The 12201-nt window shown below is 61.6% G+C and carries 11 protein-coding genes; 8 read left to right on the top strand and 3 right to left on the bottom strand.

Features of this window, described 5'->3' with window-relative positions; all coding sequences use genetic code 11:
- Nucleotides 1–232: 232 nt before the first annotated feature.
- Genes cas3 through cas2 form a run of 7 tightly spaced genes read left to right on the top strand, consistent with a single transcriptional unit; the run spans nt 233 to nt 8412 of the window.
- Complete coding sequence (gene cas3 / locus ACQREB_RS04080) at nt 233–2716, top strand: CRISPR-associated helicase Cas3' (RefSeq protein WP_427765632.1); 2484 nt, start codon at nt 233–235, stop codon at nt 2714–2716.
- Between the two features lie 18 nt (nt 2717–2734).
- On the top strand, nt 2735–3466 hold the full coding sequence (gene cas5c / locus ACQREB_RS04075; protein ID WP_427765629.1) for a type I-C CRISPR-associated protein Cas5c: 732 nt from the start codon (nt 2735–2737) through the stop codon (nt 3464–3466).
- 20 nt (nt 3467–3486) lie between these two features.
- Nucleotides 3487–5487: a type I-C CRISPR-associated protein Cas8c/Csd1 gene (gene cas8c / locus ACQREB_RS04070; protein WP_427765627.1), complete on the top strand. Its 2001-nt coding sequence runs from the start codon at nt 3487–3489 to the stop codon at nt 5485–5487.
- Nucleotides 5488–5493: 6 nt separating this feature from the next.
- Nucleotides 5494–6378: a type I-C CRISPR-associated protein Cas7/Csd2 gene (gene cas7c / locus ACQREB_RS04065; RefSeq protein ID WP_427765624.1), complete on the top strand. Its 885-nt coding sequence runs from the start codon at nt 5494–5496 to the stop codon at nt 6376–6378.
- A 32-nt stretch (nt 6379–6410) separates the two neighbouring features.
- Nucleotides 6411–7043, top strand: coding sequence for a CRISPR-associated protein Cas4 (cas4, locus tag ACQREB_RS04060; protein ID WP_427765621.1), 633 nt, complete (start codon nt 6411–6413; stop codon nt 7041–7043).
- 13 nt (nt 7044–7056) lie between these two features.
- Entirely contained in the window at nt 7057–8091 is a 1035-nt protein-coding gene (cas1c, locus tag ACQREB_RS04055; protein ID WP_427765619.1) for a type I-C CRISPR-associated endonuclease Cas1c, read from the top strand.
- A 30-nt stretch (nt 8092–8121) separates the two neighbouring features.
- Nucleotides 8122–8412 carry a CRISPR-associated endonuclease Cas2 gene (cas2, locus tag ACQREB_RS04050; protein WP_427765617.1) on the top strand — a complete coding sequence of 97 codons (291 nt, stop codon included), beginning with the start codon at nt 8122–8124 and terminating at the stop codon, nt 8410–8412.
- 69 nt (nt 8413–8481) lie between these two features.
- Here the strand turns inward: cas2 and ACQREB_RS04045 are convergent, their stop codons facing one another.
- Nucleotides 8482–9993 (bottom strand): catalase, encoded by a 1512-nt coding sequence (locus tag ACQREB_RS04045; protein ID WP_427765616.1) that lies wholly within the window; start codon nt 9991–9993, stop codon nt 8482–8484.
- A 213-nt stretch (nt 9994–10206) separates the two neighbouring features.
- Between ACQREB_RS04045 and miaB the strand changes: the two genes are divergently transcribed.
- A complete protein-coding gene (gene miaB, locus ACQREB_RS04040) occupies nt 10207–11589 on the top strand; it encodes a tRNA (N6-isopentenyl adenosine(37)-C2)-methylthiotransferase MiaB (RefSeq protein WP_427765613.1) in 1383 nt (460 codons plus the stop codon).
- 86 nt (nt 11590–11675) lie between these two features.
- Here miaB and ACQREB_RS04035 read toward each other — a convergent pair whose 3' ends face one another.
- Both ACQREB_RS04035 and rpsU read right to left on the bottom strand, forming a co-directional pair.
- The gene (locus ACQREB_RS04035) at nt 11676–11834 is read right to left on the bottom strand and encodes a small basic protein (protein WP_427765610.1); all 159 of its coding nucleotides are present in this window, start codon (nt 11832–11834) and stop codon (nt 11676–11678) included.
- Between the two features lie 29 nt (nt 11835–11863).
- Nucleotides 11864–12064 (bottom strand): 30S ribosomal protein S21, encoded by a 201-nt coding sequence (gene rpsU, locus ACQREB_RS04030; protein ID WP_427765607.1) that lies wholly within the window; start codon nt 12062–12064, stop codon nt 11864–11866.
- Between the last annotated feature and the right edge of the window lie 137 nt (nt 12065–12201).

Raw genomic sequence — 12201 nt, 5'->3', positions numbered from 1 at the left:
CTCGACGTTTCTTCGGTCGTTCCCATGCGGGAGCGTGGAATGAAACTTCGCGATGGCGAACACGTAAGCCTTGTGGAGCATCGCTCCCTCACGGGAGCGCGGATTGAAACTATTTTTGTTTTAATAAAGGTTGCGTGGTCAACCGCGCGCCCCATAAATAATATTCTATTTATGTTTTAGTAAATCTATTTGACTTCCTTTTCACACCTCTCTACCTTGTCGAACAACAAAGATGAACGAATCTGACGCCATCGCCCGTCCCGGGCAAACGCTTGAAACGCACTTGCACGAGTGCGCGGCGATTGCGTCCGCCGACGCGTCGCGAATCGGGCTTCCGAGCATCGGGCGGCTCATCGGGCTTTTGCACGACCTCGGCAAATTCAGCAAGGTCTTCCAAAGCTACATCGGCGGGCATGCGAAATCCGGCGGCAATCATTCCAGCGCCGGCGGGCTTTGGGCGTTGGCGCACTTCCCCGAAAGCGCCAATTTTTCGGAGCTCGCTTTTCGGCAAATCGTCGCTCTGTGCTGCTTTTCGCACCATGCGGGAACGCTCATCGACTGCGCGCCTCCGGACGCGAGCCGTCCCTCCGTCTTTTCCCGCATCCGCGAGGAAGAGCTGAAGACGCATTTCAACGAAGTTTCCGAGCGAATCCCGCCGAAACTCCGAAATGAAATTTCCGAAACTATGGAATCCGCAGCATTCGAAAGCGAGCTGAGGGAATTCCGCGAACGTCTGAAGAATTTCGCAGCACGGGAGGGGGCGAAGAATCGCCGCCGGGCGAAAAAGCTGTTCGCGCTCGGAAGCACCGCGCGCTTTCTTCTGAGTTGTCTGATTGACGCAGACCACACGAGCGCCGCCGGGGAAGCCGTATTCGCGCCTCCGCCGAGCGTCCCCGACTGGGGAAGAGTCGAAGCCTCCGTGGAGCGCTTTATTTCGGGCTTCAGAAACGATTCAAAGATATCGGCTCTGCGCACGGAAATTTCCGAACGTTGCCGCGACGCGGGAACGCGCCGTTCCAAAGGCATCGCGCTGCTGACGCTGCCGACGGGAAGCGGCAAAACGCTGGCGTCGCTGCGCTACGCCGTGGCGCACGCGAAGGCGCATCGCGCGGAACGCATTTTCTACGTCATTCCCTACACGTCGATTTTGAGCCAAAACGCGGACGTCATCCGCCGCGCCGTCGGAAAAGATTTCGCCGCAAGCGTTCTGGAACACCATTCCAACGTCGTTCCCGAATCGGACGTCGACGCCTACAGGAAACAGACGGAATCCTGGAACGCTCCGATCGTGCTCACGACTGCGGTTCAGTTTCTGAATGCCCTCTACGCGAAAGGCGCGGACTGCGTGCGCCGGATGAACAAGCTCGGGAACGCCGTCGTCGTCTTCGACGAAATCCAGGCGCTGCCGACGAGCTCCGTCTATCTCTTCAACGGCGCTCTGAATTTTCTGTGTGATTTCTGCGGCGCGTCCGCTCTGCTGTGCACGGCGACGCAGCCGTTGCTCGACCGCGTTCCCGACGGATTCTGGGCGCTTTCGCTTCGGGAAGATCCACATGTCATTCCCGACTATGCGCGCTATTTTCCGTCGTTCGAGCAGAACAGGAAAATCCTCGTCTGCGACGTTCCGGAATCCGAACGCTGGGACTTGGACGCGTTCGCGGAATTCCTGCTCAAAACGACACGGGAGCGCGGACATACGCTCGCGGTCGTGAACACGAAACCGTTCGCGGCGGCGCTCTTCAAACGCGCCCGCGAACGTGCGGACGACGACGTGGAAACGTTTCATCTGAGCAATTCGATGTGCTCCGCGCACCGTGCCCATGTGATTGAAAAGCACATATCGCGCAAGGCGCTCGCAGACGCGACCCGTCGCGGAAAGAAGGTACTCTGCGTCAGCACGCAAGTCGTGGAATGCGGCGTGGACGTGGACTTCAACGCAGTCGTGCGCAGCATCGCGGGCGCGGATTCTCTGGCCCAGGCGTTCGGGCGCTGCAACCGCGACGGCGCGCTCAAGGACGGCGGCAGGGCGTTCATCGTCCATCCGACGAAAACCCTCGAAAACGCCGACGCCATTCCGCAGATAGCGGAAGGAAAACGCAAGGCCGCGCAGACGATTCGCGAGCTGAGCGCGGAAAAGTGTCTCGGCGAAGACTTTCTCAATCGCTACTTCTCGCTTTATTTCACGCGATTCGCGGACGAGCTTTACTACCCGATGAACGACGGGCTCGACGCGTGTGCGCTGCTGACGGACAACGCCGCGGCCGCAGACGCTTTCCGCGAAGACCGCGGGCGCGAACGTTTCCCGCTCCCGCAGGCCTTCGACACGACGGCAAGCGGCTATTCGCCGATTTCAGAGAAAACCGTTTCCGTGCTCGTGCCCTATACGGGAACGCCCGACGGACGCGGGAACGGGAACACGCGCGAGGAAGAACCGCCCGACGAACAGAAAACCGGCGCCGAGCTGCTTGCCGCGCTCCAGGATCTGCGCAACCCGCAGACGCCGGACGAATGGACGCGCGCTAAGAAGCTGCTGCGCCTCGCGCAGAAATTCACCGTCGCCGTTCACGAAAAAAAGATCGGCGGAGAAGCGGGGGCGCGCTTTTTCATGCTGAATCGCGGAGCCGTTGAATTTTATTCGCTCTCTCCCGAATTTTACGATTCCGCGCCCGCGGCCGTCGGTCTCGCACCGGAACTCGCGGGAACGCTGATTCTTTAATCATCAATCTGATTTTCCATGAAACACGACACGCCAAAGAACACGGTGGAATACAAAGTCCACGGCCGATTCGCACTTTTCTCGGACCCCATAACGCGCATGGGCGGCGAACGCGGCAGCTACCAGATACCCACTTACGAAGCGCTCAAAGGCATCACGAAAAGCATTTATTTCAAGCCGACGTTTTCGTGGTTCGTGGACCAGGTCCGCGTGATGAAGATCATCCAGACCGCCGCGAAGAGCGTCAAGCTGCGCCCCTTCCAGAAATCCGCGCCGGACTTGTCCATCTTCACGTATCTCGTCGACGTGGAATATCAGGTACGCGCTCATTTCGAGTGGAATCTGAACTATCCCGAAATGGCGAAAGACCGAATCGCGGGAAAACACTTCGAGGTCGCGCGGCGCATGATCGAAAAGGGCGGACGCCGCGACATCTGTCTCGGCACGCGGGAATGTCAGGGCTACGTCGAGCCCTGCGCTTTCGGAGAAGGCCGCGGCGCCTACGACGACGTTCCCGAGCTCGCGTTCGGTCTGATGTTTCACGGCTTCACCTATCCAGACGAATACCCGAATCCGAATGCTCCCGAGCAGGAAAAAAACGTGCTTCGCGCGAACTTCTGGAAACCCGTGATGAGGAAAGGCGTTCTGACGTTCCCGCGTCCGGAAGAATGCCCGTTCTCGCGCGCCGTCCGACCGATGAAGCCCGCCCGTCCGCGTTCCCGCGGACTCGACGACGCGACGCTTGTCTGAACACATGGAGGGAGAGAACGATGCACTGGCTTCAGGCTCTTTACGAAACGTACGACGCGAACCGCAAACTCGTCGGCAAATACGAGACCGAATCGCTCGTCGGCCGCGGCGGCAAGGAAATCACGCTCGCGCTTACGCCGCTTTTCCCGATTTTCCACATCGCGCAGAACGCCCACGTCACCGTCGTGTTGAACGCGAAGGGGGAATTCGCGGACGCGCGCGTCGTGACGGAAAATCCGCAGACGATTCTTCCCGCGACCGAGGAATCGGAAGCGCGTTCGGGTGCGAAAATCGCTCCGCACGCGCTCTGCGACCGGCTGATGTATCTCGCGGGAAATCGTCCGGATTTTTTCGTGGACGAAAAAACGGCGCGGCTCGCGTTTGCGGGCGGGAACGACAAAACGCGCCTTGTCGTCGGCTATTTTGAAACGCTGAACGCGTGGGCGGATTCTCAGTTCGCGACGCGTAAACTGCGCGCGGTCCGCGATTACATCGCACGCGGCACGCTCGTCTCCGACCTTGTCGCCAAGGGAATCGTCACTCTCGACGAAAACGGGAAAGTGAGCGCGCGCGCCGGGAACGAGGAGCTCGCGAAGGCGCTCGGCAAACAGACCGAGCAGTACAAGGCGCTGATTCGCTGGGAAGTTGAAATTCCGAACGAGACGGAGCCCGCCGTCTGGCGCGATTTCGAGCTCTTCGATTCATGGGCGAAATTTCGCGAGAGCGTTTCGACGTCGCGCGGATTCTGCTACGTTTCCGGGAAAGAGAACGCCGTGCTCCCGAAATTTCACGCGGCGAGAATCCGCAATCCGGGAGACGGCGCGAAACTCATTTCCTCCAACGACGCCGACGGCTTCACGTACCGCGGGCGCTTCGCGGAATCCGGCGAAGTCTGCAGCGTTTCCGCCGAGGTTTCGCAAAAAGCGCACAGTGCGCTCCGATGGCTGATTTCCCGCCAAGGCACGCTCATCAACGCGGACTTCGCCGTCGTCGCCTGGTGTGCGGGAACGGTTAAGGTCCCGCTTTTCCTCGACGATGACGACTTCGACGACGAGCCCGAAACGCCGCCGACGGAGGAGACGAGAACACTGGGAGCAAATCGAGCGGTCGGAAACAAAATCGTCAAAAATCTGCTCGGTTATCCGGCGAAGCTCACCGCGCAGGAAATCCGCACGGTCTTCGTGGCGGCGGTGGATTCCGCTTCTCCGGGACGTCTCGCCCTCGTCTGCTACAGGTCGTTCCCGCAGTCGCTTTATTTCGAAAATCTGTCCCGTTGGTACACGGATTGCCGCTGGCCGTTTCCCCGCACGAGGGAATTTCCCGCCGCGGCGAAAACGCCGACGCCGCAGCAGATTGCGCTCTGCGCTTACGGGAATGCGGTCTCCTCGAAAAACAAGCTGCTGCAGAGCACCGTGATGCGGATTCTGCCCTGCATCATCGAGCGGAAAGCGTTCCCGCGCGACCTCGCGGACTCCTGCGTCGCGCGCGCCGCGAATCCGAATTCCTTCAAGGAAAAGCAAGATTGGGAAAACGCGCTCGCCGTCGCCTGCGCCGTATTCCGTTTAAGATTCAACCAAGAAAACCCACAGGAAAAATTGACGATGAACCTCGATGAATCCAGAAAAACGCGCGACTATCTCTACGGTCGCCTGCTCGCTTTGGGCGAGCATCTCGAAGCCGCAGCGCTGAGAATCGCGGACTCGAAAAATCCGCGCCAGACCAAGGCGGAACAGCTGATGTCGCGATTCGCGCTCAGACCGTACTCGACCTGGCGCACGATCGAACTCTCGCTTACGCCCTACCGCGCGATTCTGCGCAAGAACGCCGGCGAAGGTCTGCTGAGACGGATCGAAAGCGACATCGACGAAGTGATGACGATCTTCGGATCGCTTTCCGGCGACGAAGACTTCACGAACGACGCGCCGCTCAGCGGGGAATTTCTGCTGGGCTACCACTGCCAGCGCCGCCGCAATTTCGAAAAGAAAAATCAGAATCAGAACAACGAATCCGAAGGAGAGTAAAATTCCATGAGCAACGAAACATTGAAGAACAAAATAGATTTCGCCGTAATCTTCACGGTGAAGCACGCCAACCCGAACGGGGATCCGTTGAACGGCAATCGCCCGCGCGTCACGCTCGACGATCACGGAGAGATTTCCGACGTCTGCCTGAAACGCAAGATTCGTGACAGGCTGCAGGCGGACGGGCAGACGATTTTCGTCCAGTCCGACGACCGCTGCGACGACGGCTGCAGAACGCTGAAGGCGCGATTCGAAAAAATGCTCGAAGACGAAAAGCTCGCGAAAGCCGGCAAGGCGGAAATCGTCGCCGCCGCGAACAGGCGCTGGTTCGACGTCCGCGCGTTCGGGCAGGTTTTTGCCTACAAACCCGCCGGAGGCAAGAAGGGGACGGGAAAGAAAAAAGACGGCGAAGAAGAAGCGGAGGGTTCCGATGCGGTCTCCATCGGCATTCGCGGTCCCGTTTCCGTTCAGCCCGCGTTTTCCGTGGAACAGGTCAACATCACGAGCATGCAGATCACCAAAAGCACGAGCAATGAAGGAGACGGTTCGAAGAAAACCTCCGACACCATGGGCATGAAGTACAGCGTCGATGCCGCGACCTACGTCTTCTTCGGAGCCGTCAATCCGCAGCTCGCGTCGCTGACCGGATTTTCCGACGCGGACGCGGAAGCGCTCAAAAAAGTCCTCCCGCGCCTCTTCGAAGGCGACGCCTCTTCCGCGCGCCCGGAAGGCAGCATGGAAGTGAAGACCGTTTTTTGGTGGAAGCACAATTGCGCATCCGGTCAGTATTCGTCCGCGAAAGTCCATCGGACGCTTGAAGTCAAGCCCGACGGCTCCTACACGCTTTCGCCGCTCGCCGGTCTCGCGCCGGAAGAAATCCCCGGATTCTGAAAAACGGCGTTCCCGCGAGAAAATTCGCGGGAATGCGCGCTCCGATGGACGACGAGGACAAGCTCGCGATTTCGGCGCTGCAGCATTTCCGGTTCTGCGGGCGGCAGTTCGCGCTGATACACGTCGAACGGCTGTGGGCGGAAAACCGCCTGACCGCCGAAGGCCGCCTGATGCACGAAAAGACGGACGTTCCCGCTGCGCACGCGACCGCGGGAACGCTCGTCGTGCGCGCGATGCCGCTCGCCTCGGACGCGCTCGGGCTCTACGGCGTCGCCGACACGGTGGAATTTCTCCCCGACGGCACGCCGTTCCCCGTCGAATACAAGCACGGCAGGCCGAACCCGCACGGCTCCGACGAAATCCAGCTCTGCGCGCAGGCGCTTTGTCTCGAAGAAATGACGGGGCGGGCCGTTCCCGCGGGAGCGCTTTTTTACGGCAAGACCCGGCGGCGGAAAAACGTGAGCATCGACGCGGCGCTGCGCGAAAAGACGCGCACGCTCGCCGCCGAGGCGCACGCCTTGCGGGAACGCGGCGAAACGCCCCGGGCTCAATACGATCCCGCGAAGTGCGATTCCTGTTCCCTGCGCGAACTCTGCCTTCCCGAATGCGGAGACGCCGCCGAAAAACTCGAGCGCGCGTGGCGTTCCCGCCTGCTCGCCGACTGACATTTCTCCCGCCATGAAAATCCTGCAGAACACGCTCTATGTCACGAAAGAAAACGCCTACGTCCGCCTGGACGGCGAAAGCGCGGACGTCCGCCTCGACGGGAAATCGCTGGGGCGTTTTCCGCTCATCAATCTCGCGGGCATCGTCACGCTCGGCTGGGACATCGCGTGCTCGCCCGCGCTGATGGGCGCCTGCGCCGAACGCGGAATCGCCGTCTCTTTTCTCAATCCGCACGGAAAATTTCTCGCCGCCGTTCACGGCTATCCGAACGGGAACGTGCTGCTGCGCCGCCGTCAGCACCGCGCGGCGGACGATCCCGCGGCGGCGCTCGACATCGCGCGGCGCTGCATCCAGGCGAAGTTTTCCAACACGCGCACGCTCCTGCGTCGCGCCGCCCGCGAAGCGAAAGACGCGGACGCCGCCGCCGCGCTCTCGCTCTGCGCCGACATTCACCGAAACCGCATTTCCGAAACGCTCCGCGCCGCGACGACCGACGAGCTGCGCGGCATCGAAGGCGACACCGCCGCGCATTATTTCCGCGGCTTCAACGCGCTCATCGTCTCGCCCGACGAAAAAATGCGCCTCGCGGGGCGTTCCCGCCGTCCGCCGCGCGATCCCGTGAACGCCGTGCTCAGTTTTCTCTACACGCTGCTCGCGCACGACTGCCGCTCCGCCTGCGCCGCCGCGGGGCTCGATCCGCAGATCGGATTTCTGCACGCCGACAGGCCGGGGCGCCCGGGGCTCGCGCTCGATCTCATGGAGGAATTCCGCCCCGTGCTCGCCGACCGCGTCGCGCTCTCGCTCATCAACCGCCGCCAGCTCTCGTCGCGGGATTTCCGCTTTTTCGAAAACGGTTCCGTGCTGCTTTCCGACGACGCGCGCCGGACGCTGCTGCAGGTCTGGCAGGAACGCAAGCGCGAGGAAATCACGCACCCGACGCTCGGCGAAAAAATGCCGCTCGGCCTCGTGCCGCTGATGCAGGCGCGCCTGCTCGCCCGCCATCTGCGCGGCGACTTCGCGCACTACCTGCCGTTTCTGTGGAAATGAAGATTTAACCCGAAAAGAAAGCGCGAAAAAATGTTCGTCCTCGTCGCCTACGACGTCTCCACGAGCACGCCCGCGGGAACGCGGCGGCTCTCCCGCATCGCGAAAATCTGCAAGAACTTCGGCCAGCGCGTGCAGAACTCCGTCTTCGAATGCCGCGTCGATCCCGCGCAGTGGGTTTCGCTGAAGGCGCAGCTGCTGAAGAACTTTTCTCCGCGGGAGGATTCGCTGCGCTTCTATTTTCTCGGGAACAACTGGGACCGCCGCGTCGAACACCACGGCGCGAACCCCGGCTTCCGCCCCGACGCGGACGTCATCCTCTGAGCGCGCGGGCGGGGCGGGGACGAAAAACGGCGTTCCCGCGGGAACGCCGTTTTTTCGAGGGGCGCCGTTTTACGCCGAGCGCGTGGCGGCGAGGCGGTCGGTTTCGCTCATCGCGGCGAGTTCTTCGACGCGACGGAGGTCGAGCTTCAGCGCGGCGGCGAGGCGCGTGCCGTAGTCCTTGTCCGCAAGGAAGCAGTGCGCCGCGTGGCGGTACTTCACGTTGTCGGTGACGGGCGCGATGTCCGCCGCCGTGTTCGCGATGAGGAGCGCCTTTTTGTCTTCGGCGAGCAGGCGGTAAAGGTCGCCGGGCTGGCGGAAGCAGTCGTCCGTGCGGTCTTCGTAGGGATTGTGGTGATCGACCGCGCCGTCGGTCTCAAGGCGCGGCGGGCGCACGGAGGGCGTCGCCTCCCATTCACCGAAGCCGTTGGGCGCGTAGCCCTTGGTTGCTCCCGCGTTTCCGTCCACGCGCATGAGGCCGTCGCGGTGGTAGGAGTGCATCGGGCATCGGGCGCGGTTGACGGGGATCTGATCGTGATTCACGCCGAGACGGTAGCGCTGCGCGTCGCCGTAAGAGAAAAGTCGTCCCTGCAGGAGTTTGTCCGGCGAAAAGCCGATTCCGGGGACGACGTGCGCGGGCGCGAACGCCGCCTGTTCGACGTCGGCGAAATAATTTTCGGGATTGCGGTTGAGTTCGAGCACGCCGACTTCGATCAGCGGAAATTCCTTGTGGCTCCAGGTCTTCGTGATGTCGAAGGGATTTTCGCGATAATTTTTCGCCTGTTCCTCCGTCATGATCTGGAAGCAGAGCGTCCAGCGCGGGAAGTCTCCGCGTTCGATGGCGTCGAAGAGGTCGCGTTGGTGGCTTTCGCGGTCGTTCGCGATGATCGCCGCCGCCTCTTCGTTGGTCAGGTTTTTGATGCCCTGCTGCGTGATGAAGTGGAACTTCACCCAGACGCGCTCGCCCGCGGCGTTCACGAGGCTGTACGTGTGGCTGCCGAAGCCGTGCATGTGGCGGTAGCTCGCGGGAATGCCGCGGTCGGACATCACGATCGTGATCTGGTGCAGCGCCTCCGGAAGCATCGTCCAGAAATCCCAGTTGTTCTGCGGCGAGCGCAGATTCGTCTTCGGGTCGCGCTTCACGGCGTGGTTCAGATCCGGGAACTGCAGCGGATCGCGGATGAAGAACACCGGCGTGTTGTTGCCGACCAGGTCCCAGTTGCCTTCCTCGGTGTAGAACTTGATCGCGAAGCCCCGGATGTCGCGCTCGGCGTCGGCGGCGCCGCGTTCGCCCGCGACCGTCGAGAAGCGCACGAAGACGTCCGTCTTCTTTCCGACTTCGGAGAAGAGCTTCGCGCAGGTGTAGCGCGTGACGTCGTGCGTCGTCGTGAACGTGCCGAACGCGCCGCTGCCCTTCGCGTGCATGCGCCGCTCGGGAATGACTTCGCGGTCGAAGTGCGCGAGCTTTTCCATCAGCCACACGTCCTGCATCGTGATCGGACCGCGCGCGCCGGCGGTCTGAGAGTTGCGGTTGTCCGAGACGGGCGCGCCGACCTCGTTGGTGAGTTTTTTGTCGTTTTCCATGGTTTTCCTTTGCTTTGTAATGATTACAAATTTATAGGCATTAAACTCTCGCTTCCCGTTTTTGTAAACTCCAAAAATCGCGGGAACGGGCAGGGCGCGCGCCCGCGGAGGCCCCGGAAATCTTTTCGTCCGCGCGCGAAAAAAGCGTTCCCGCGGGCCGATGCTTTGCGGTTGAAAGGACGGCGCGTTTGCGGGAGACTTTCCGCTTTTCCCATGAACCGAGTCTACATCAAAACCTACGGGTGCCAGATGAACGAGCGCGACAGCGAGGCCGTCGCGGAGATGCTGCGCGCCCGCGGCTATTCCATCGTGGACGACGAGCACGAGGCCGACGTCATTCTGCTCAACACCTGCAGCGTGCGCGATCAGGCGGAGCAGAAGGCGATCGGCAAGGCGTACCGCCTGCTGCCTTCGCGCAAAAACCGCCTGCGCACGGACGCCGACGGCGGCAAGCGGCGCATCGTCGGCATCATGGGCTGCATGGCGCAGAACCGCGGGCGCGCGCTGCTCGATTCGCTGCCCGACCTCGATCTGCTCGTCGGCACGCAGAAGTTTCACCGTGTTCCCGAGCACCTCGACAAGCTGCTCGCGACGCTGCGCGGACTCGGGCCGCGGCCGTCGAGCATCGTCGATCTCGACGAGGAGGCGGGCTCGCAGAACACGATCCGCGCGCACACGCCGGGGCGGAAGGTTTCCGCGTTCGTCTCCATCATGCAGGGCTGCGACATGCGCTGCGCCTACTGCATCGTGCCGAAGACGCGCGGGCACGAACGCGCGCGCCCGATCGACGAAATCGTCGAGGAGACGCGGGAGCTCGTCGCCGCGGGAACGCGCGAAGTCACGCTGCTCGGGCAGATCGTGAACCGCTACGGCATCCGCGAATTTCCGGCGGTCGACGGCAAGTCGCCTTTCGTGCAGCTGTTGGAAAAACTCAGCGAAATCGAGGGGCTTTGGCGCATCCGCTTCACGTCGCCGCATCCGTCGGGCTTCCGCGAAGACCTCGTGGACGCGTATCGCCGCCTGCCGAAGCTGTGCAGCTACATTCACCTGCCGGCGCAGAGCGGTTCGGACAAGATCCTCAAGGCGATGCGCCGCCCGTATTCGCGGGAACGCTTCGTCGAGCTCGTGCGCGCGCTGCGCGCGGCGCGTCCGGACATGTATTTTTCGACGGACGTCATCGTCGGCTTCCCCGGCGAGACGCGCGAGGACTTCGAGCTCACGCGCTCGCTCTTCGACGAAGTGAAATTCGACATGGCGTACATCTTCCGCTACAGCGTGCGCGCGGGAACGCCGGCGGAGGCGCTCGGCGACCCGATTTCCGAGGCGGAAAAGGACGCGCGCAACAAGGAGCTGCTCGCCGTGCTCGAAAAGGACTCGCTCGCGCGCAACGAATCGCTCGTCGGCACGGAGCAGGAAGTGCTCGTCGAATCGCGCGCCAAGCGCGGCGAGGGCATCTTCGAAGGGCGCAACGGCGGGAACAGGAAAATCGTGTTCCCGGCGGACGAATCCTTCCTCGGCAAGCTCGTCTCCGTGAAGATTTCCTCCGCGACCGTGACCACGCTCTCCGGCGAAATCACCCGCGTCCTCGCGGAGTGAGCGCGCGGCGTTCCCGCGCGGCGGGCGCGAAAAAATCCCGTTCCGCGGAGGCGGGAACGGGATTTTCGGAAAACCGGATCGGCGGATTATTCTTCCGGGCGGGTTTTCGGGAGGTTCGTCAAGCGCGTGCGCTTGTCGGACCACTGACCGCGTTTCTTGAGCAGATCGACGCGTTCGAAACGTTTGAGCACGGTGCGGTTCGAGGAACCGGCGGCGGCGCTTTTGAAGCTGGCGTGTTGCGACATGGTTACAGTCTCCTTGCGTTGTCGGTGAATTACATGTTTTCGTAGCGCTGGCGGAGCATGTTGCTGAACGCCTGGGCTTTTTTCTTGCGGCGGCGTTCTTCGCACGGCTTTTCGAAGTAGCGCTTGGCGCGGACGTCACGGATGATGTTTTCGCGGTCGAGCTTCTTCTTCATGCGGCGAAGCGCTTTGTCCATGCTTTCGCCTTTACGAATCTTGATTTCTACGGGCATTGGTTTGACTTGTTTCTGTTGAAAATGGTTCGAATTGGAAAATGTGAAAGGAAAGCATGGCTTTTTCGCCCCCGCGCGTCAAACATTTTTTCGGCGCGGAAACGCGTTTTTTTCGGTTCCGCGAAAAAAGAGCTTGC

It is taken from the genome of Candidatus Spyradosoma sp. SGI.093 (assembly GCF_050314555.1).
GTDB lineage: Bacteria > Verrucomicrobiota > Verrucomicrobiia > Opitutales > UBA953 > Spyradosoma.
Note: the sequence above shows the minus strand (reverse complement) of the source record. Positions and strands in the feature narration are given on the sequence as shown.